This is a genomic window from Acidobacteriota bacterium (assembly GCA_018001935.1).
Lineage (GTDB): Bacteria > Acidobacteriota > JAAYUB01 > JAAYUB01 > JAAYUB01 > JAGNHB01.
This window is the reverse complement of the sequence record JAGNHB010000001.1, coordinates 224,390-245,789: the sequence shown is the minus strand read 5'-3', so window position 1 is coordinate 245,789 and position 21,400 is coordinate 224,390. Positions and strand designations below refer to the sequence as shown.

General features: G+C 68.7%; 15 protein-coding genes and 1 tRNA gene. 11 read left to right on the top strand and 5 right to left on the bottom strand.

All coding sequences use genetic code 11. The features are described from left to right. The first annotated feature begins 44 nt into the window (after positions 1 to 44). Complete coding sequence (locus tag KA419_00960) at positions 45 to 749, top strand: flavodoxin family protein (GenBank protein ID MBP7864489.1); 705 nt, start codon at positions 45 to 47, stop codon at positions 747 to 749. On the opposite strand, the gene KA419_00955 is transcribed toward KA419_00960, so the two are convergent. Further along, positions 746 to 3,379 carry a fused MFS/spermidine synthase gene (locus KA419_00955; GenBank protein MBP7864488.1) on the bottom strand — a complete coding sequence of 878 codons (2,634 nt, stop codon included), beginning with the start codon at positions 3,377 to 3,379 and terminating at the stop codon, positions 746 to 748. The two genes, KA419_00960 and KA419_00955, sit on opposite strands and share 4 nt — an antisense overlap. 420 nt (positions 3,380 to 3,799) lie before the next feature. On the opposite strand from KA419_00955, the gene KA419_00950 reads away from it, so the two are divergent. Further along, entirely contained in the window at positions 3,800 to 5,212 is a 1,413-nt protein-coding gene (locus KA419_00950) for a phosphatidylserine decarboxylase family protein (protein MBP7864487.1), read from the top strand. 146 nt (positions 5,213 to 5,358) lie between these two features. On the opposite strand, the gene KA419_00945 is transcribed toward KA419_00950, so the two are convergent. After that, positions 5,359 to 6,195 (bottom strand): periplasmic heavy metal sensor, encoded by an 837-nt coding sequence (locus tag KA419_00945; GenBank protein MBP7864486.1) that lies wholly within the window; start codon positions 6,193 to 6,195, stop codon positions 5,359 to 5,361. Positions 6,196 to 6,593: 398 nt separating this feature from the next. Here KA419_00945 and KA419_00940 point away from each other — a divergent pair. Continuing rightward, positions 6,594 to 6,670: transfer RNA gene (locus tag KA419_00940), tRNA-His, on the top strand. 886 nt (positions 6,671 to 7,556) lie between these two features. Further along, entirely contained in the window at positions 7,557 to 9,692 is a 2,136-nt protein-coding gene (locus KA419_00935) for an SUMF1/EgtB/PvdO family nonheme iron enzyme (GenBank protein MBP7864485.1), read from the top strand. A gap of 166 nt (positions 9,693 to 9,858) precedes the next feature. Here the strand turns inward: KA419_00935 and KA419_00930 are convergent, their stop codons facing one another. Then, positions 9,859 to 11,472, bottom strand: coding sequence for an amino acid permease (locus KA419_00930; protein MBP7864484.1), 1,614 nt, complete (start codon positions 11,470 to 11,472; stop codon positions 9,859 to 9,861). A gap of 98 nt (positions 11,473 to 11,570) precedes the next feature. Here KA419_00930 and KA419_00925 point away from each other — a divergent pair, with 98 nt between their 5' ends. The 5 genes from KA419_00925 (at position 11,571) to KA419_00905 (ending at position 18,534) form a co-directional block, all read left to right on the top strand. Next, positions 11,571 to 12,896 (top strand): peptidase C1, encoded by a 1,326-nt coding sequence (locus tag KA419_00925; protein MBP7864483.1) that lies wholly within the window; start codon positions 11,571 to 11,573, stop codon positions 12,894 to 12,896. Between the two features lie 76 nt (positions 12,897 to 12,972). Then, positions 12,973 to 14,178 carry an aldo/keto reductase gene (locus tag KA419_00920; protein ID MBP7864482.1) on the top strand — a complete coding sequence of 402 codons (1,206 nt, stop codon included), beginning with the start codon at positions 12,973 to 12,975 and terminating at the stop codon, positions 14,176 to 14,178. A gap of 130 nt (positions 14,179 to 14,308) precedes the next feature. Continuing rightward, entirely contained in the window at positions 14,309 to 15,238 is a 930-nt protein-coding gene (locus tag KA419_00915) for a hypothetical protein (GenBank protein ID MBP7864481.1), read from the top strand. Between the two features lie 20 nt (positions 15,239 to 15,258). Continuing rightward, the gene (locus KA419_00910) at positions 15,259 to 16,893 is read left to right on the top strand and encodes a response regulator (protein MBP7864480.1); all 1,635 of its coding nucleotides are present in this window, start codon (positions 15,259 to 15,261) and stop codon (positions 16,891 to 16,893) included. A gap of 87 nt (positions 16,894 to 16,980) precedes the next feature. Next, positions 16,981 to 18,534 carry a pseudouridine synthase gene (locus KA419_00905; GenBank protein MBP7864479.1) on the top strand — a complete coding sequence of 518 codons (1,554 nt, stop codon included), beginning with the start codon at positions 16,981 to 16,983 and terminating at the stop codon, positions 18,532 to 18,534. Positions 18,535 to 18,541: 7 nt separating this feature from the next. Here the strand turns inward: KA419_00905 and KA419_00900 are convergent, their stop codons facing one another. Further along, entirely contained in the window at positions 18,542 to 19,165 is a 624-nt protein-coding gene (locus tag KA419_00900) for a manganese efflux pump (protein ID MBP7864478.1), read from the bottom strand. 24 nt (positions 19,166 to 19,189) lie between these two features. After that, positions 19,190 to 19,603 carry a hypothetical protein gene (locus tag KA419_00895; protein ID MBP7864477.1) on the bottom strand — a complete coding sequence of 138 codons (414 nt, stop codon included), beginning with the start codon at positions 19,601 to 19,603 and terminating at the stop codon, positions 19,190 to 19,192. A gap of 97 nt (positions 19,604 to 19,700) precedes the next feature. Between KA419_00895 and KA419_00890 the strand changes: the two genes are divergently transcribed. Together KA419_00890 and KA419_00885 are read left to right on the top strand one after the other, a co-directional pair. Further along, entirely contained in the window at positions 19,701 to 20,453 is a 753-nt protein-coding gene (locus KA419_00890) for a DUF1460 domain-containing protein (protein ID MBP7864476.1), read from the top strand. Between the two features lie 84 nt (positions 20,454 to 20,537). Then, positions 20,538 to 21,281 carry a metallophosphoesterase family protein gene (locus KA419_00885; GenBank protein MBP7864475.1) on the top strand — a complete coding sequence of 248 codons (744 nt, stop codon included), beginning with the start codon at positions 20,538 to 20,540 and terminating at the stop codon, positions 21,279 to 21,281. Positions 21,282 to 21,400 lie beyond the last annotated feature (119 nt).

Genomic DNA, 21,400 nt, shown 5'->3' with positions numbered 1-21,400 from the left:
CTGCATCCAGATTGATCGAGGTTTTTTTCAAGGAGAACGACGACATGAACAATACAACGAAGGTGGTCGGCCTGGAAGGCAGCCCCCGGCCCCGGGGCAACAGCAAGCTCCTCCTGGGGGCCTTCCTGGACGCGGCGTCGGAAGCGGGCGCCGCGGTGCGGAAAACCCGCGCGGCCGACCTCTTTATAACGCCCTGCCGCGGCTGCCTGCAGTGCAACGCGGCGGGGAGGTGCCAGGCCCCCGACGACGACTGGCGAAAGCTCGCGGCGGACATCCTCGCCGCGGACGTGCTGGTCTTCGCCTCCCCGATCTACTTCCGGCAGTTCCCCGCCCCTCTGAAGCTCATCCTCGACCGGTTCCGCTGCTTCCTGCACGTGGACGTCACGGGAAGCGGCCTGGTCCACCAGCCCCATCACCCCTGGTCGAAGGACATCGTCCTTCTCCTCTCCCAGGGCTCACCGGACCCGGAGGAAGCCAGGCCGCTGCGGGAGCAGGCCGACTTCCTGGCACACTGCCTGGGCCCCGGGAACCGGACGCACGTTCGGCTTGGGACCCGGCTGGTTGCCGAAGGCCAGGTCGTCATGGAAGGGGAGCAGCTCCGCCGCCTCTACACCCGCCTGGGCTTCCCCGATGCCTGGGTCGAGGCCGATCTCCGGGACAACCGAAACCTGCTGGACGAGGTCCGGGAACTGGGGCGAAGCCTGGGCCGGCCCCGCGGGAACGGGAAACAGGCGCTCCAGGCGCTTTAGCGGGCCCCGAACTCCCGGCGCACCGCCTCGGCCCCCGCGGGATCGCCCCGCTTCTCGAGGTGGCGGATCAGGGGCTTCGCCTCACCGGCGGGGTCGAGGGCGTGACGGCGCAGGTAGTCCAGGTACCGTTGCCGGAATTCCTCGGGGGGGTAGAGCAGGGTCATGTACCCCTCCCGCACGGCTTCGATCCGCCGCGGGTTCGACGCGTCGGGGGGAAGGCCGCGGAAACACGCCCCGAGGCGGGACCACGGGGTGAGCCGCTCGTGCAGCAGCACCGCGGCGCCCCCCTTTCCCGCGCTCTCCGAAGAGTAGACCAGGGGGTTGAAGTCCTCGGTCAGGAGGGCGCCGCCGTTCCCCACGGCGGCGAAGTCCCCGTCCACCAGCAGGATCGAGGCCAGGAGGTTCGGGAGGGACCGCAGGCGGCCCAGGGCGTAGCGCTCGAGGGCCCCGGCGAACGCCGGCTGGCCCAGGCGCGCGAGGAGGGCGGCGCCGTCGAAGCGGAAGGGTTCGCCCCGGCCCAGCATCAGGCAGTCCGCGCCGTTGTAGGCCAGCATCCGGTGCGGGAAGACCTCGGCGAAGGTCCGGACGACGGAGCGCACCTCCGCCGCGTTCAGGTTCGTCAGCGGGAGCACCTGGGAGAAAACGCCGCCGGGGGCCAGGCAAGCACGCGCGTGACGGTAGTACTCCAGCGTGTACAGGCTCGACGCCCGGTAGGCGAACATGGGCGGCGTAGCCTCGGTCAGGATGAGGTCGTATCGCCCCTTCGCGTAGCGGACGAAACTGCACGCGTCGTCCACGTAAAACCGCACCCGCGGGTCCGATTCGATCCCCTCGTTTTCGGGGAAGACCGACCGGGCCACCGCCATGTTGTCCGCGGAGATGTCCACGGCGTCCAGGCGCTCCAGTTCCGGAAGAAGGCGGACCGCGAAGCTCGAGAGCCCGGCCCCGAAAGCCAGCGAAAGGACCCGTCGCGGGGCGCCGGGGGAAAGGAGGGTCGAGAAGAACCCCTCTCCCACGAAATTACCCCGCCGGTTCCGGCCGATCAGGACCCGGCCCTCGCCGAGGCTCACCTCCCGGTCCGGGGATTGGGAGGCCCAGGTGACGCCGGTCAACCCCTCCCGGATCTCGATCAGTTCCTGGCCCGGGTCCAGGAGGCGCAGGACCAGGGCCCGGGGGAGGGTCTGCTCCGTGAAGGCCGTCCAGAGGAAGGTGCCGAAGACCACCGCCACGGCGGCGGCGGGGACGAAGAGCCGCCGGACCCGGCCCGGCTCGGCGCAAAGGTAGACCAGCGTCAGCGCGGCGTTGCCGAACACCAGCAGCACGAGCGTGGCCTGGAACCCGAGGAGCGGCAGGGAGACGAAGCCCGTCAGGAGGGTCCCCAGGATGCAGCCGAGGGTGTTGAGGGCGTAGGCCCGCCCGACGCGTTCGCCGGCCAGGGCAGCGTGCTCGGTGATGACGCGGGCAACCAAAGGGAAAGCCGCCCCCATGGTCAGGGTGGACGGCAGCACCAGCAGGGGCAGGGCCCAGGACAGGACCCCCGGGGCCCCGACGGAGGGCTCGGTGAACGTCGCGGACAAGGACAGGGACAGCGCGACGCCCCCCGCCGTGAGGGCCGCCATGGCGCTCTGAAGGATCCCCAGGGCCCGGAGGGGCAGCCGGACCCGGTCCCCGACGGCGCCCATGGCCAGGCTGCCCAGGCCGATCCCCAGGACGAAGACGGCGAGGGTCCCCGCGTAGAGGTGGAGGGTGTCCCCCATCAGGATGCTCAGGTGCCGCAGCCACAGGATCTCGAACGACATCGAGACGAACCCGGACACGGCGAAGGCGGCGACCGTCGTCCGGGCCGTCCGGGAGAGGGGCGGAAGGAGCGGCCGGGCGGGCGGTTCCACCGGGGTGCCCGGTGAATCGGAGTCCCGGCATGCCACCCACACGACGACGCCGGCCAGGAGGATGTTGGCGATCCCCGTCCCGAAACCGGCGGCGCCCATCCCGAAGGCGCGCAGGAGCCACCCGGAGAAGAGCAGGCAACCCAGGGCGGCGCCGACGGCGTTCACCCCGTAGAGGAACCCCGACCGCTTCCCCAGCGACGCGAGGTCCCGGGTGAAGAGGCGCGTGAGGAGCGGCAGCGTCCCGCCCATCAGGACGGACGGCACGATCAGCACCAGGCAGGCGAGGAGGACCCGGGCGGCGGTCAGGGCGGCGAATGAAACGCCAAGGGCGGGGTGCAGGGCGCCGTAAAGGGTGTCCACCAGGCCCAGCAGGAGCGGGAAGACCAGGGCGAAAGCACCCACGCCCAGTTCGATCAGCCCGTAGACCAGGGCGGGCCGCCGTGACGCCACGGACCACCGGCCGAAGAGGCGGCCCCCCAGGGCCAGCCCGGCGAAGAACACCGCCACCACGGTGCTGACGGCCAGGAGGGTCGAGCCGAAGATGCGGTTGAAGCCGTGGATCCAGACGTTCTCGTAAACGAGGCCGCAGGCCCCGGTGAGAAGGAACGCCGCCGTAACCGTCACCCGCCCCCCCGCGGAGAGCGGGGAGGGCATCCCCGCCGGGACGTCGATGGCGGCGGGCCGGGGCGCGTCGTCGACCGGAGCCGGCGCCTTTCGCGATTTCTTTGGTGCTTTTCCCATCGTCGGTCCTGCCGGGGAGAATGGCGCCCGTTGCCGCGGGCCGCCGACCTTTCGAAACCGGAGTCGACCATCCGTAACGTCTTGTCCGTGAAAGGGAGCTGAGCATAAGCGCGAAGACGCTCAAGGTCAAGGGGAACTTGCGGCGGACGCCCGGGAAACCCGCTTCCCCGTGCCCGAATTTTCTCGGGGTTCGTCGTGACGGCCCGGCCTTCCCGGGACGGCAATTTCCGTTGACTTCCCCGCCTCGGGAGGCTATCGTCAGCGGGTGAAATCCGACGAGCGCCCGAAGCCCCGGGAAACGAATGGAAACGTGTTTGCGAAGCAAGGGGTTGAGCCATTGCCCGGAGAGCGATGGACCTTTTTTCGGGGCCGTCGGCCTGGCCCGGCCACCGGTCGCCATCCCAACGAAAGGAGAGAGCCATGACCGAACCCACCCCTCGTCCTCCGACCGTCCCTTCCCGGGGAAAGACTTCCCGGCGGAACCTGCTGAAGTTGGCCGGGATGGGCGCCGGGGCAGCCCTGATGGCCCCGTCCCTGGCGAAGGGGGTGACCGGAGGCCTCCCCGACACGGCGGACGCCCCGGCGGCCGGGGCGGCGCCCTTTCGCGTCGGCCAGTGGCTCCCGTCGGACCACCGGGCCCTGCAGCAGTGGCTGACGGAGCACATCCGGAAGGCCGACGCCGACGACACCCCCCTGCACCCCCTCCTGGAGGAATTCAAGGGCCTCATCGAGGGCGACCCCGCGCTGTTCATGTACTTCAACCAGATGTTCACCCAGGTCCCGAGGAAGTCGCCCTACGACCGCGACCCCACCGGCAAGCCCCAGGTGAGGGACTACCTCCACATGCTCCGGCTGATCAACGCCGTCCTGAAGACTGCCCCGGAATACAACCGGACCGGCCTCGTGGGCTTCCCCATCAACGCCATCCTGGACTGGCCCATGGGGACCCCCGGAGGGTTCGCGGCCTTCCTGAACCCGCGCGTCAACGGCATCCTGAAGCGAATCCTCGACGAGTGGGCCCGTTTCCTGGGGTCCGAGCGCTCCCTTTATGTCCTGAACAGCTCGAAGAACGGATGGTTCGGCCCGGATGCCCGGGAAGCCATGCCGGGCTTCGAGCAGGATTTCCGGTGCGACCCCGCCCGGCCTCACCACGGCTTCCGCTCCTGGGACGACTTCTTCACCCGGGAATTCCGGGAGGGCCGGCGCCCGGTGGCCTCGCCGGGCGACGACGCCGTCCTCGTCAACGCCTGCGAGTCCGCCCCGTACCGGGTGGCTCACGGGGTCCGGGAGCGGGACCGCTTCTGGATCAAGAGCCAGCCCTACTCCCTGGCCCACATGCTGGCCGGCGACGACAGCGTGGGACGTTTCGTGGGCGGGACGATCTACCAGGCCTTCCTGAGCGCCACGAGCTACCACCGCTGGCATAGCCCCGTCGGCGGGACCGTCCTCCGGACGCGGCTGATCGACGGGAGCTACTACGCCGAGGCCCTGTCCGAGGGCTTCGACCCCGCGGGCCCCAACGAGTCGCAGGGCTTCATCACGGGCGTCGCCGCCCGGGGCCTGATCCTGATCGAGGCGGACAACCCCGCCATCGGCCTCGTGGGCTTCCTGGCCGTCGGGATGGCCGAGGTGTCGACCTGCGACATCACCGTCCGGCCGGGGCAGAAAGTGGCCAAGGGCGATCAGCTCGGCATGTTCCACTTCGGCGGGTCGACCCACTGCCTGATTTTCCGTCCCGGGGTGAAACTCGACTTCGACCTTCACGGGCAGAAGCCCGGGCTCAACGCGTCCAACATCCCGGTGAGGGCCGCCATCGCCACGGTCCGGGCCTGACCGCCCGTTCGCCTCAACCCGCGCGGGGAACGTGTCCTTCCTCGTCATCGAAACGCCGTCTCCTTGTGGGCACGCCATGCCGGGCGCACGTAAAAAAAGAGGCCGCCACGGGGCGGCCTCTTCTTTCCGGGTGAACCGTTGCGGGGCTATTCCATGCCGGGCAGGTACCGCAACCGGCGGTCGAGGCGCTCCCGCTGGTTGGGGTCCAGGATGGCGTAGAGGGCGGCGAAGGTGTCGGCGGCGTGGAGGGCGAGTCCTTCGTGGGCCTGGGCGTGCTGCCGAGAAGCCGCGGTGACGGCGGCCGCGTCGAAGGTGGGGGCCAGGACCGCCTTCTGGATGGCGGCGTGGGCCTCGAGGTCCGCCTGGCGAAGGTTCAGGGCGTCGGCCTTCTTCTGCTCGAGGACGGCCTTGACCTGTTCCTTCTGGGCCTCGGTCAGCCGCGCCCGTTCCAGCATCCGGTGGAAGGGACCGCCGCGCCGGCGCGGGGCGTCACCGGCGCCGAGGTCCTCGATCCGCTCCTCCCGCCGGGTTTCCATGCGACCGAGGAACTTCGCGACGGTCTGCTTCTGGGCGTCGGTCAGGATGGTCTGGATCTCGGCCCAGTTTCGGGCCCGGTGCAGCTGGATATCCAGTTCCGCCTTCGCCACGGCCGCTGCGGCCGCCTTGACGGCCCCGACGTCCGTCACGGGCTGGTGGGTGGCTTTCCGGAGTGAGCGGGCGGCGTCGATGCGGGCGAAGGCCAGGTCCTCCCGGCGGTCCGCGTCGGCTTCGACGAGGGCGCGGACCCGGGCCCGCTGGTCTTCCGTGAGGTCGAGACGGGCGAGGATCGCCTGCATCACGTCGCCCCGCCGGTGGCCGGGGTGTCGGGCGTCGTCCCGCTTGCGGGCGGGGCGCTCGAAAGCCGGCAGGAATGCCGCTCCGACGAGCAGGAGCACGCCGAGGATCACGACGATGCGCTTGAGGGTGTTGGGTTGAGCTTTCATGATGGCTCCTCCTTGAGGGTGTTGGGAACGGCGTCAACCGTGGGCCACGGGGGATCCCGCTTGCCGTGTCGCCCTGTCCGTCGGCCCGCGTTCCACCCGGTTGAACCTATAAGCGTCGATTATGTTTCAGAGAGTGTCATCGCTCCTCCCCGTTGGGCTTCCCCTTCATTACGAGGCCGGATCCCGGGAGGAAGCCCCGAAACGCGGCGTCTCGCCCGGGGCCACCCGGGAGAGGCGGAAGCGGCGCCGATCCCGGCCGTGACCGGCCGGGAAACGGCGCGGGGGTCCCCGGATCCGGCAGACCCTGGGCGTTCTCAGCGGCTTCGGATCAGAGGAACGCTCCGGAAGAAAGTGCTTGCATCTCCGCCCGGCCCCGTGTTAAAAGATCCGCCGGTGCGGTGAGTATAGCTCAGCTGGATAGAGCACTGGATTGTGGCTCCAGTGGTCGTGGGTTCGAATCCCATTACTCACCCCAACATTCGAGAGGGCCTGCGCGAGCAGGCCCTCTCCTTTTTTTCCCCGCTTTGGTTGCAGGTCCGAAGGGATTCCCCTCAGCATCGGCATCGGCATCGGTATCGCTTCGGCATCGCTTCGCTATCGCCACCGCCATCGCCCCCGCCATCGCCCCCGCCATCGATTCCGGGTCCCGAGGTCGATCACGGCCCACGCGAAGCACGCGAGCAGAAGGTTCCGGAAATGCTGCGTAAGGCTCCCCTGGCGGGATCAAGTTTCACCTGGAACCAAGGCAAAACTCTGCGGGGCCCGTCGGTTATGCTGTCTCCCGCGGCTTCGCAGCTAATCGGGGAAATGCAGGATACGGCCCGCGCTTCTCCGGCGCCGCCTCCGGGGCGCAAGGGTCTTCTAACGGCCCGCAACCGGCGGGGTGCCGGAAGGCCTTCCGCACGAAACCCGACGACGATCGCCGGACGACGCGGCACCCCTGCCCTGCCCCTCTGCGAGGCTTGGCGTCCTGGCGTCTTTGCGTGAGGTAGAGAACGCCGGTCCTCTGGCGCAAATCGATCCGGATCGTGATCTCGCCAAGGCGCCAAGACCGCAAAGAAATCCGGTCAACCCGGGACGCAGCCATGGGGTATTAAAAATCGACTCCACCGGAACGCCGTGCCGCCGGGAGTGACCTTCCGAAATTTCTCTCTATCCGTCTCCATCCGTGGTTCCGGACGGGCGCGCGCCGCCCCCCCACCGGTGCGTGACCCCGCGCGTGCGCATGCATGCCCTTGACAAGGCGGATTCCCGTCAATAGACTGGGAGCCAGGGCACACCGTGCCGGGAGAACAGGATCACGAAGGAGAAAGCTGCAGGGTCGGGGGTCATGCGTCCTCGCCCCGGAGACTGGAGGAGCGATGTTTCGAGCCGGGGACACCATCGGGCCTTTCGCGCTCACCGAGCGCCTGGGCGCGGGCAGTTTCGGGGAAGTGTGGCTGGCCAGGCGGCGGACGACCCTGCTGGTCAAGGACGTCGCCCTCAAGTTCGCCCTCCAGGAGACCGCCGACTTCGACCTGATCCGCCGCGAGGTCCAGATGTGGACCCGGGTCGGCGACCACCCCAACATCCTGCCCATCCTCGAGGCGGAAGTCTACGACGGGATCGCGGTGATCGTGAGCGAGTTCGCCCCGGGCGGCTCGCTGGCCACCTGGCTCCGGCTGTTCGGCGGGAAGGCCCCCACAACGACCGACGCGGTCCGGATGACGACGGGGATCCTCAAGGGCCTGGCGCACCTGCACGGCCAGTCGCCGCCCATCCTGCACCGCGACCTCAAGCCCGCCAACATCCTTCTCCGGGGCGGAGAGCCCTGCATCGCCGACTTCGGCCTGGCGCAGCACCTCGGCAACACCCTGTCCAACGTGTCCCTGACCGGGACCGTCCCCTACATGGCCCCCGAGATGTTCCGCAACAAGCGCGGCGTCCAGGCCGACCTCTGGGCCGTCGGGGTGATCCTGCACGAGATGCTGTCCGGGCATCAGCCTTTCACGCCCCCGTCACAACCCGAGGAGGAGGACGCACCCCCGTCGGACTTCCGGCAGAAGGACACCGTGCCGCACGACCCCCTCGTGCCCCTGCCGGTCCCCCCTTCCCTCTACGCCACCATCCACCGGATCCTGACCCGGGAGCCCGACCCCCTCCCGGACCAGATCCCCCCCCCGCTGGCCCGGTTCGTCCGGAAGGCCCTGGCGAAGGAACCGGCCCGCCGGTTTTCCGGCGCACCGGAGATGCTCCTCGCCCTGCAGGAGGCCGAGCACGAGTCCTGGGCCCTGGAGCGGGAAAAGCGGGACCGGCCGCGGGAAGAGGCGCTGGCGCCCACGATCCGCACGGACCTGGAGACCCCGGTGGACTGGGAGCTGGTCCCCATCCTTCCGGAGGCGGCCGCCGCCGTCGAGCCGGACTCCCCGCCCCGGGAGCGACCGCCCGCACCTTCCACCGTCACCCGCGAGGACGTCGTCCCGACGCTTCGGCTCCCCGCGCGGGGAGTCCCCGGTGCGGGAGAAAGCGCCGGCGGTCCGCCGCCAACCCCGACCGGGGAAACAGCTCCCCCCGCTCCCGGCGCCCCGACGGCCGGGCCGCCGCCCCCGCCGACCCGCCCGGCCGAGGTCCCGGACGCTGCGCCGGGACCGGGTCGGGGCACGGTGCGGCCGGTGATCACCCTGGGTGCCCCGGCCCCGCCGCCCGAGGCCCCGCGGGAGGAGCCGAAGCCCCCGGCCCGCGCCGTCGCCCCCCCCCGTGCCCCCCGCCCCGGGCAGGCGTGGACCGACCCCTGCAGCGGCCTCGTTCTCGTCTGGGTCCCGCCGGGCGCCTTCGTGATGGGCGTGAAGAAACGGTGGTTCGGAAACCGCGGGGACTTCCACGAGTGGCCCCGGCACAAGGTCGGGATCGCCCGGGGGTTCTGGATGGGCCGGTACCCGGTGACCGTCTCGGAATACGGCCCTTTCCGCCGGGAAACCGGCGCCCGCCTCCCGGCCGGCCAGGCGGCGCCCGATCCCCGGCCCCCCCACCCGGCGACCACGGCCGACCGGCGCCCGGTGGTGGGGGTGAGCCTCCCCGACGCCGCCGCCTATTGCCGGTGGCTGGCGGCGAAGGCCCCGGGGGCCGCTTATCGCCTGCCGTCGGAGGCGGAGTGGGAGTACGCCTGCAGGGCGGGAGGGCCGGAAACCGCCCCGCCCCGCCTCAACGACATGGCCTGGCACCAGGGAAACGCCGACGGCGCGGTTCACCCCGTCGGGCAGAAAGTCCCCAACGCCTGGGGCCTGTGCGATATCCTGGGCAACGTGATGGAGTGGTGCGCCGACACCTGGCGCCCGGACTACCGCGGGGCCCCGACGGACGGACGGCCCTGGACCGAGGGGGTGGCCGCGGCGTTCGGGGTGGCCCGGGGGGGAGCGTGGTCCACCGACCCCGTCTGCGTCACCCCTGGCTCCCGCTTCTGCCGCATGGCCGACAGCGGGTTCGACGACGTGGGCTTCCGGGTCGTCCGGGAAGCGTAAGCCGCACATCAGCCCATCGGACCGGGAACCCTCACGAAGCCGAAAAAATCGATTCAGCCGCAGAGAAGGATGAGCCTGCAACACGTTGGAATCAAGGAGTTCGGACCTTCTCTGCGAGTCTTTGCGTTCTTTGTGGTTTGATGAGTCCAGACTTTTTCCGCGGGCGTCAGGCTTCCTCGCCGGCCTCCTTGGCGGTTTCCTCTGTTGCCGCGAGGCTGTGGGTGCGGCTGTAGAAGAAGTAGATCAGCAGGCCGATGGCCAGCCATACCCCGAACCGGGCCCAGGTCAGCCAGGGAAGGCTCAGCATCAGGTAGACGCACATGGCGATGCCGATGATCTGCAGGATGAACTGCCGGAGCAGGACGAAAACCACCGCCGCCCCGCCCAGCACAATGGCTTTTCCCGCGGGCGTCATCAGGAAGAAACACTCGTAGAAACCGGGGCGGCCGAGGCTGAGGAAGTGGCCGATGAGCAGGACGAACCCCGCCATGACCAGCCACAGCACGACGGCGCAGGTCCAACCGCCGGGGACGCGGAACGGGCGGTGCAGGTCCTTCCGGGTGAAGCGGAGCACCACGACTCCGGCACAGACGATCACGAAGGCGAAGAGGGTCCCGATGGAGCACAGCTCCGCCACATCCTCGATGGGCAGCAGCCCTGCGCCCACGGCCACGACCAGGGCCGTCACCAGGGTGGTCACGTGTGGGGTCCGGTATTTCCGGTGCACGTTGGACCAGGCCCGCGGGAGCAGGCCGTCGCGGGACATGGCGAAGAGGATGCGCGGCTGGCCCATGAGCAGGACCAGGAGCACGCTCGTGATCCCCGCGATGGCGCCGACGCTGACCAACCCCTGCACCCAGGGCATCTTGAGGACGTCGAGCACTTTGTTCAGCGGGTCCGCCACGCCCAGTTCCGGGTAGTGCACCACCCCGGTCATGACGGCGGAGGTCGCCATGTAGAGGAGCGTGGTGACCACCAGCGAGCCGATGATGCCGATGGGCATGTCCCGCCGGGGGTTGACGGCCTCCTCGGCGGTGGTGGACACGGCGTCGAAGCCCACGTAGGCCAGGAAGACGATGGCGGCGGAGGTCATGACCCCGGAGAACCCGAAGGGGAGGAAGGGATCCCAGTTCTTCGCATCGACGTAGCCGGCGGCGGCACAGACGAAGACCCCGATGACGGCGACCTTGACGATGACGATGGCGAGGTTGACCCGGGCGCTCTCCTTGATGCCCCGGATCAGCAGCCACGCAATGACGGCCACGATCAGCATCGCGGGGAGGTTGATCCACCCGGGGCCCTCCTCCACGAGGGGGGAGGCGGTGAGAAAGGCGGGGATGGCGAATCCGGAGTTCTTCAGCAGGTGGTTCACCATGTTGGTGAAGTAGGCGCTCCAACCGATGGAGACGAGGCAGGCGCCCACCATGTATTCCAGCACGAGGTCCCACCCGATGATCCAGGCGAAGATCTCGCCCAGGGTCGCGTAGCCGTAGGTGTAGGCGCTGCCCGAGACGGGGAGCATGGAGGCCAACTCCGCGTAGCTCAGCGCGCTGCAGGCGCAGGTGACCGCCGTCAGGGCGAAGGCCAGGATGATGCCGGGCCCGGAGTGCTTGGCCGCTTCCACGCCGGGCAGGACGAAGATCCCCACCCCCACGCTGCAGCCGATCCCGATGGCCACCAGGTCCCAGGCCCGGAGGGACTTCTTCAGCTTGTGCCCCTCTTCCTCCGTCTGCGCCATAATCTTCTGGAGCGATTTCGTCCGAAGCAAAGCCCCGCCCATGCGCCGCCTCCTTGGAAACGTGTTGCCTGTCGGCCGCGGCCATTATAAAATAATCCGTTCGACGGATGAACTCTCATTTTCGGCAAGGAGCACTGATCATGTTTTTTCGTTTGGGGCCCCTGGCGGTTGCCGCGCTGCTGTGCCTGTTCGCCCGTCCCCTCCCCGCCCAGACGGCGGGCGGCGCCCCCGCGAAGCCCGCGGTGAAGGGGCCTTCCGACACGGCCTTCTACCGGGATTACGTCCTGCTCGACCGTGAGAAGCAGGAGGAAGCCGACCGGGACAAGCTCCGGGCCGAGCGGAAGGGGAGAGTCTACTCCGCGGAGGACGAGAAGCCCTCGCGGAAGCTGACCTTCGACGTGACGGGCGTGGTCCGCCCCCGCTCGAAGGACGATTTCGCCGCCCTCTGGCACCTCCCGCCGAAGCGCCAGTGGTGGACCGGGAACTGCTGGTGCTTTTCCGCCACGTCCCTGATGGAGTCGGAAATCCACCGGGTCCACGGCCTGACGGTCAAGCTCTCGGAACCCTTCACCGTCTACTGGGAGTTCGTGGAAAAGGCGCGGGAGTTCGTCAGGACAAAGGGCAAAAGCGAGTTCGGCGAAGGCTCCCAGAGCGCCGCCCTGATCCTGCGCTGGAAGCAGTACGGGATCGTCCGCGAGACCGACTACACCGGCCTGGTGAAAGGCGCCGTCGTCTTCGACCAGGGGCCGCTCATGGAAGATCTCAAGGGGTACCTCGCCTGCGTGAAATCGAGTGAGATGTGGGACGAGGACCTGGTCACCGGGTCCGTCCGTCTCATCCTCGACCGTCACCTGGGACGGCCCCCGGAGAAGATCGAGGTGGGCGGCCGCTCCCTGACGCCGCCCGAGTACCTCCGCGACGTCCTCCGGCTCGACCTGGACGCCTACGTGGAGTTCATGTCCTTCCTCTACGAGCCGTTCTGGGCGAAGGGGGAGTACAAGGTGCCGGACAATTACTGGCACGGGAAAGAGTACCACAACGTTCCCCTGGACGCCTGGTACGACGCCCTCCGCGGGGCGGTGAAAAAAGGGTTCACCGTGTGCATCGGGGGCGACGTCTCGGAACCCGGGTACATCGCCGACCACGACACGGCCGTCGTCCCCCCCTTCGACATCCCCGGCGACCGGATCGACCAGAGCGCCCGGGAGTACCGCTTCGACGCCGGCTGTTCCACCGACGACCACGGGATCCACGTGGTGGGGCACACGGAACTGGACGGCCACGACTGGTACCTGATCAAGGACTCGTCCCGCTCGGCCCAGCGGGGGCTGCCCGGGTACTACTTCTACCGGGACGATTACATCCGGCTGAAAATGCTGACGTTCATGGTCCACCGGGACGCCGTGGGCGACCTGCTGGCCCGGTTCGCCCGCGAGAGCGCCGCGGCCGCGGCGCCCGCGAAGTGAGTTTCCAGGAGCGCTTCGAGCCGCTCCTTCCCGTTTGCCCGGACTGCACGCAACCCATGGAACTGGAGGACAAACGATGAAAAATCGCGATGAAGGCATGGACCGGAGAGCGTTCCTGCGCCTCGGGCTGACGGGCGCGGCGGCAGCGGGCCTGCCCTCCGTCCTCTCCGCCGCGGCGCCGCCGGCGAAGGCCGCGGAAAAGCCCGTCATCCGGAGGACCCTCGGCCGCACGGGGATCTCCCTGCCCGTGGTGAGCATGGGGGTGATGAACGCCGACAACCCCCGGCTCGTCGAAGCGGCCCTGGACGCCGGGATGGTTCACCTGGACACCGCCCACCGCTACCAGCAGGGCCGCAACGAGACCATGCTGGGGGAGGTCCTCAAGGGGCGGAAGCGCGATTCCTTCGTCATCGCCACCAAGGTCCCCGGCGGGGGGATGGACCGCTCCACCGGTCTCTTCAGCGCCGCGACCTCGGCCGTCGAGTTCGTGAACCAGTTCTCCGTCAGCCTCCAGCGGCTGCAGATGGAATACGTCGACATCCTCTACCTGCACAACGTCTCGAAGCGGGAGGCCGCCCTTTTCGAACCCCTCCTGAAGGCGCTGGAAACCATCCGGAAATCGGGGCGGGCCCGATTCGTGGGCGTCACCACCCACGCCAACGAACCGGAGGTCATCCGGGCCGCGGCGGAAAGCCGGTTCTACGACGTGGTGCTGACCGCCTACAATTTCCGGCAGGACCACCGCGACGAGGTGCGGAAGGCGATCGAGGAAGCCGCGAAAGCGGGCCTGGGGGTGATTGTGATGAAGACCCAGGCGGGCGTGTACTGGGACAAGGCCCGGACCCGGCCCATCGACATGGCGGCCGCCCTGAAGTGGTCCCTGCAGAGCCCGGCCGTGTGCACCGCCATCCCGGGCTTCACCACCTTCGACCAGCTCAAGACCGACGCAGCCGTCCTGCGGGACCTGACCCTGACCCCCGCCGATCGCGAGGCCCTCGCGCCCGGAGGGCAGGCCGGGCTCTACTGCCAGGGCTGCGGCCGGTGCGCGAGCCTCTGCCCGAGGGGCCTGCCCCTCCCGGACGCCATGCGCGGCTACATGTACGCCTTCGGCTACCGCAACCGGCAGGAGGCCCGCGACCTCCTGCGGTCCCTCGACCTGCCGGAAGACCCGTGCGAAGGCTGCGCGGAGTGCACGGCGCGCTGCGCCCGGGGGATCGACGTCCGGGAGCGCCTCGCCGAGGTGCTCCCCCTCCGCACCGTGCCCGCGGCCTTCGTTTCCTGACCCGGGCGGGGCGGGAAACGACCACGGATGAACACGGATGGACACGGATGAGCACGAGTTGATAGGACTTCGGCCACCCGGCACACCGACGAGGGACTGCCGTCCCCGGACTTTCGAGAGGCACACGAACATGCATGCACCCTTCCTCGCCAAACCCCGTCTCTGCGTCTTCGCTTTCGTTCTACCGGTGCTCCTGTCGAGCGCCCCTGCGGCCGGGGCCGGACCGGCGAAGGGGACCGGCCCGGGCCTGTTCCCGCAGGTGGCCGGCTGGAAGATGGTGGAAGGCCCCACCGCCTACACCCGGGAGACCCTCTTCGAGTACATCGACGGCGCCGCGGACCTTTTCCTTCAGTACGACTTCCGGGAGCTGGCCGCCGCCCGCTACGAGAACGGCGGGAAAGCGGCCCTGACGGTCGACGTCTACCGGATGGGCGGCCCCCTGCACGCTTTCGGCGTCTACAGCCGGGAGCGCCCCGCGAAGGGTTCGTTTCTCCCCCTGGGCGCCGAAGGGTACGCCGGCGACGGGTCAGTTTACTTCCTCGCCGGGGACTGTTACGTCAAGGTGAGCCTGGAGGGGGCGTCCCCCGAAGCGGCGGACGCCCCGGGGACCTTCGCCCGGGAACTGGCGGGGCGAATCGGCGGACCGTTCCGGTTTCCCCCCGAACTGGAGTGCTTCCCGTCCGCCGGCCAGGTCGAACGGAGCGAGATGTTCACGTCGAAGGACTACCTCGGGCTCGCCTTCCTGGAAAACGTCTTCTCGGCGGAGTACACCGCGGACGGCAAGCGGTTCACCCTGTTCTTCACCCGGTCGGCTTCCCCTGACGCGGCCCGGGCCCTCCTCGGCAGGTGGAAGGCGTCCGCCGGCTCGGGCCCGGACCTGTCCGGCCCGTCCGGGGGCGGCACCATCGACGACCCCCAGGCCGGCCGCGTGGAGATCGCCTTCCGGGACGCGTGGATCTGGGGCATGACCGGCGAGGGAAAGTCGGAAACACTGGCCGAGCTGGGACGTAAACTGAAGGGTCCCGCCGCGGCCCCGGCCGTCCCCGGGACCGCCCGATGACGAGACGTCGAAGGTGAGGGTTGAGCAAGCGACGTAAAGAACAGCCGGCCCCCCTGACCAACCCCGCTCCCGGCGCCAACGGGGGGGCGGGGTTCGACCTTTTCCGCCCGGTTTCCGGCACCAGTTTCTGGGAGTGGGACGTCCATTCGGGGGAGACCGTGATCGCCCTCCGGATCTTGGAGCTTTTCGAAACCCCGGCCAACGGGGTGCGCCCCGCCCCCCCCGGCCTGAAGGACATCATCCACCCGGACGATTACCCGGATTTTTTGGCACGGATGAACGAACACCTCGAGGGGCTGACGCCCGTCCTGGTGTCGGACTTCCGGGTCCGGGACCGGTCGGGGGAGTGGCGGTGGGTCCAGAACCGCGGGCGGGTGATGTCCCGGGACGCCGGAGGCTGGCCCCTTCGGATGGTGGGCATGGCCACGGACATCACCGACCTCCGTGGCGAGCAGGAACGGGCCCGGTTCATCGAGGAGAGGCTCCTCCAGGCGCAGAAACTGGAAGCCATCGGGACCCTCGCGTCGGGCATCGCCCACGACTTCAACAACGTCCTCAGCGTCATCCTGGGTTTCACGGAACTGGCGGTCGAGCATCCCGGCCTGGACGCCGAGGTCCTCCGAAACCTCAATCACGTCCTGAAAGCGGGAAAACGCGCCCGGGACCTGGTCAACCGCATCCTGGCCTTCGGGCACCGGGGCGAGCCGGAATTCATCCCGATCCGGCTCCAGGAGGTCATCGACGAGGCGTACCTGTTCCTGCGCCCGACGATCCCCGCCAGCATCGACATCCGCCTCGACGTGGACCCTGCCTGCCCCCAGATCCTCGGCGACCTCACCCAGGTCCAGCAGGTGCTCGTCAACCTCATGACGAACGCCTACCACGCCATGATGGAGCTGGACAAACCCGAGACCGCGGACAGTCACCGGATGACCGTCAGCCTCGCCGTCACCGACGTCCGGGAGAACGTGCCCGGGGTGTTCGAACTCCCGCCCGGCCGCTGCGCCACCCTCTCCGTCGCCGACACGGGGATGGGCATGCCCGCCGAGGTCATCGAACGGATCTTCGAGCCCTACTTCACCACCAAGGAGGTCGGTTTCGGGCACGGCCTCGGCCTCCCCGTGGTCTACGGGATCGTGAAAGCGCACCACGGCGCCATCGTGGTCCGCAGCGAGCCCGGAAAAGGGAGCACCTTCCAGATCCACTTCCCGCTCTGCCTTTCCGGGGGCATCCCCGACGACGCCCCCCTCCCGGACGACCTCGCCGCCCTCCGGGGCCGCGAACGGGTGCTGGTGGCGGACGACGAGCGCTTTGTGGCCCGGCTGTACCGGCAGATCCTCACGGGGTACGGCTACCGGGTCACCACCTGTGGATCGGGCCACGAGGCCCTGGACCGCTTCGAGCAGAACCCGGGGGGGATCGACGCCCTCGTGATCGACCTGACGATGCCGAAGCTCTCCGGTTTCGAGCTGGCCCGGAAAGTCCGCAAGGTGCGGCCGGACGTCCCCATCGTCATCTGCACCGGGTTCAGCGTGCCTTCGATCCTCCCGGAAGCACGCAAGATGGGCATCGAACACGTCATCCAGAAACCCTTCCCCATGGTCACCCTGGCGAAGGTCCTCCGGGCCGCCCTCGACCGGCCGCCCCGACAATAACCCCCGACGACGATTCCGCTTGCGGGGACGTGACGGTGCTGAGATAATCGCACGATGCGCGAAGGCATCACGCCCGGAGGACAAGCCATGGAAAGAATTCAGAAGATCATCGCCCGGTGCACCCGCTACTCCCGGCGGGCCGCCGAGGACCTCATCCGCGAGGGTCGGGTTGCCGTCAACGGAAAACCGGCCGGGATCGGCGACCAGGCGGACCCGGAGACCGACCGGATCACCCTGGACGGGAAACCGCTCGTCGCGGCGCCGAAACCGGAGTACATCCTCCTGAACAAACCCCGGGGGTACCTCTGCTCCGTGTCCGACCCGGAGGGGCGTCACACCGTTCTCGAGCTGATCCAGCCGCGGTCGAAGGTCTATCCCGTGGGGCGGCTGGACATGTATTCCATGGGCCTCGTCCTGCTGACCAACGACGGGGACCTCACCGTCCACATGACGAAAGCGGGACGGCACTGCCCGAAGGTTTACCTGGTCAAGGTGGCGGGAATGCCCGGAGAGCACCTCCTGGACCAGCTCCGGAAGGGGATCCAGGCCGAGGGGGTCCGCTACGCCCCCTGCGAGGTGGAGGCCCGCCGCAGCAAGCCGGGGTCCTACAGCTGGTTCAAGGTGACCCTCTTCCAGGGGAAGAACCGGCAGCTCCGCAAGATGTTCGAGGCCATTCACCACCCGGTCTTCCAGATCAAGCGGATCGCCATCGGCCCCCTGACCGATTCGGGGCTCGAGGTCGGCCAGTGGCGCCGTCTCACGGACGAGGAGATCGGGCAGCTGAAGCGGATGCCCGTCAAACTGGGGAAAGGCTCCCCGGTCACCCGGGCGTCGCGCGTCACGGGCCCCGAGGCGCCGGACGAGGGGAAAAAAGGTCGCCACCGGCCCCCCGGGCGACCTTCGCCCCCGAACGAAAAGGGCCGGGAAACCGAACACCGGTCCGAGCGACCCCCTCGCCGTGAAGGCCGGGAGGGCCGAACCACCGGCCGGCCGCGCCCCCAGCGCGAAGGCGAAAGGCGGAAAGGCGGTCCCCGCCGTCCCGACCGGTCCGCCCCGCCCCGGAAGGAAACTCTTGGCAACAAACGGTTTCGCCCGCCCCGGGGGGGAGCCGGTCACGACAAGCGGTTCCGTCAGCCCCGGGGTGAATCCCCCGGCGGCAAGCGGTTTCGCCCGCCCCCGGAGGAGGCTCCCGACGACAACCGGGTTCGTCAGCCCCGGGGTGAATCCCCCGGCAAGAAACGGTTTCGCCCGACCCCGGAACAGGCTCCCGACGACAACCGGGTTCGTCAGCCCCGGGGTGAATCCCCCGGCAAGAAACGGTTTCGCCCGCCCCGGGAGGAAAACCCCGGCGGCAACCGGGTTCGCCCCCCCCGGAAGGGCGCCGAGCGGCCGGAGGGCGGGAACCGTCCCGACAGGCCCCGGCGAAGGCCGCCGGAAAAGCCCGCCGCCCCCGGGAGTGCGCCTCTGGCCGGGGACGCCCGGAAAACCCGTTTGACCGGGCACCGTTCCGAACGCACCAGCCGGACTTCTCACGACCGGAAGGCCGAACCCCGGGCGACCCCGGAGAACCCTTCCCGCCCCCGGCGCCCCGCGGGAAAACCGTTCAAGGGAAAGCGCCCGGGCCGTCCCCCCCGGCACTGACCCGGGGTCAGACCGCCAGGTGCTGGACCAGAATCCGGGTGCCGATGCCGACGAGGATCAGGCCGCCCACGATTTCCATCCGGCATCCGAACCGGACCCCGAGCCGCCCCCCGATACGCATCCCCAGAAGGGTGATCCCGGCGGTGATGACGCCGATGGCGACGCAGGGCAGGAACACCCGGTGGTCCAGCATCGCGAAGGAGACCCCGACCGCCAGGGCGTCGATGCTGGTCGCAACCGACAGCAGGACCAGGGACCATCCCCGCGTGGGGTCGTTCGGGCGTCCGGTCCGTCCCGAAACCGGCCCCGCCGGCCCGTCACCGTCCCCTCCCCGCGGCGCAGCGGGTTCGGGCGCCCGGCCCGCCAGGGCCCCGTGGATCATCCGGCCCCCGATGAACCCCAACAGGCCGAACGCAACCCAGTGGTCGTAGTCCGCCATGTACGACGCGAAACCGGTCCCGAGCAGCCAGCCGGCCAGGGGCATCATGAACTGGAAAAAACCGAAGTGGAAGGAGAGCCTGAAATACTGGCGGCCGCTCACCGTCCGCAAGGTCACGCTCGTGGCGATGGCCACGGCGAAAGCGTCCATGGCCAAACCCACGGCGATGCCGATGACGGTGAGGGGTTCCATCCTGTCGGAGGCCCTTGGGAGGGGTCAGATCTTGAAGAGGTCGTCGAAGGCTTTCCGGGCGTTGTCCACCGTGGTCTCCCGCTTCTCCTCCACGGCCTTCTCCACGAGGATCTTGGGCGTGAAGAGCTCGCAGAGGTTCCGCTCCCCCTTCCCTTCCACGCGAACCGTGATGGGTTTCATGCACTGGTTGGGCTTGCCCGGGTCGAAGTAGACGCAGTTCCGGCAGGTGTGAAGCCAGGCGGAGCAGTTCTGGCACTTGTCGGTGGTCTGGACGGCATCCATGAAGGTCACCATGGCGGAACACTCCGAGCATCGGATGGAGCGTCGGAAACGGGTCTCCACCCGCCCGCGGGGTGCCTCCTCCGGACGGTCCTTCTTCTCCCGGCGTTTATCGCTGTCGTCCGACATGTAACCTTGTTGCCGGTATTTTCTTGACATCGCGTTATTCCTCTATTGTAATGGATTTTGGCATCTGACGGCCCGCGGGCGGCTTTCATCGGTGTATCGGTTGATCCGAAGCACCATTATACCTGACATGAGCGATCGCAATCCACCCTTTTTTCTGCCTGACATGGAGGTCGAGGGAAAACTCGTCCGGGACTACGAGCCGGCCGTTTTCCGGGCGCTCCTGGAAGCCGCCCCCCCCACCCTCCCGTTTCCCCGGCGCGTGGAGGCCCTGTGCGACAGGCTTGCCGGCTCTCCCTACCGGAACTCTCCCCTCGGGGGCGGCCCCGATCAGGCGGAAGTCTTCACCGTTCACCTCGGGGGGTTCGACTGCGTCACCCTGTTCGAAACCGTCACCGCCCTGGCTTTGAGCGCGTCCGAGCCCGAGTTCCTGCGGCGCCTGCACCGTCTGCGCTACCGGGACGGGCGCACCGACTACTTCACCCGGCGGCACTACATGTCCCAGTGGCGGGAGGAGAACGAGCGCGAGGGGCGGGTCGCCGTCCCCCCCGGCCTGCCGCCGGAACGGGAGTGGACGCGGGAGATCGGCGTCCTCCCGGCGTTCGGGACCTTCCCCGTCCGGCTGGGGGGGTGGCCCAAGCGGTGCGTTTTGCGCCTGGCGCCGGGCATCCGGTCCGGAGACCTGGCGTTCTTCATCTCGAGCCGACGCCGGCTCGATTACTTCCACACGGGCATCCTGCGGTCCAGCGGCTCGGAAATCCGGCTGTTTCACGCGTCCCGCAGCCGGGGGCAGGCGGTCGACGTCCCGCTGCCGGACTTCCTCGGCAACAACCGGATGACGGGACTGACCCTCCTGCGCCCCTTACCCTTTCATATCACGTGAACTTTTTCCCTTCCCGCCACGGGGCGGGCATGCTATAATCCGCTACGCGAACAGGGGCTGCACCTTTCCGGGAACGTCGGTGACATGAAGTACCTGATCCTGTCAGATATCCATGGGAACCTGGAGGCCTTGAAGGCCGTGCGGAAGCACTCGCTTCCCTACGACCGCGTCATCTGCCTGGGGGACCTGGTGGGATACGGGGCCTCGCCCAACGAGGTGATCCGCAAGGTCCGGAAGATGAAACCCGTCGGCATCGTCCGCGGCAATCACGACAAGGTGTGCAGCGGCCAGGACTCCGGCCACAATTTCAACAACAACGCCTACCTCAGCGCCCTCTGGACCCAGCAGAACCTCGACGAGAAGAGCCGCAGCTACCTCCAGACGATCCCCATGGGCCCCGTCCAGATCGACAAGCTGATCACCATCTGCCACGGGTCGCCCATGGACGAGGACCACTACATCCTCTACCAGTTCGACGCCCAGCTCTGCTTCCAGTGCTTCGACACCGTTCTCTGCTTTTTCGGCCACTCCCACGTGCCGGGGCTCTTCGTGCTGGACACCCGCCCGAACCACTTCTTCTACTTCATCCCCCGCGACTCGACGGAATTTCAGCTCGACCTCAACGGCTACCGCCGCTACCTGATCAACCCGGGCTCGGTCGGCCAGCCGCGGGACAGCGATCCCCGCGCCTCCTTCGCCCACCTCGACACGGACACCGGCCTTCTCTCCTTCTTCAAAATCGAGTACTCCATCCGGGAGGCCGCCGACAAGATCCGCAGCGCCGGTCTGCCCGTCTTCCTGGCCGATCGCCTTTTCGGCGGGATTTGACTCCTGCAGCTTTTTTGTTTAATTTTCTCCGCTCCACCGCGCGATCCAGGCATTGAATTGGCCATGGCCTTGTGCTAAATTGACGCTTTGCGCATGTAATCCGCTTTCGTCGGGGTCAT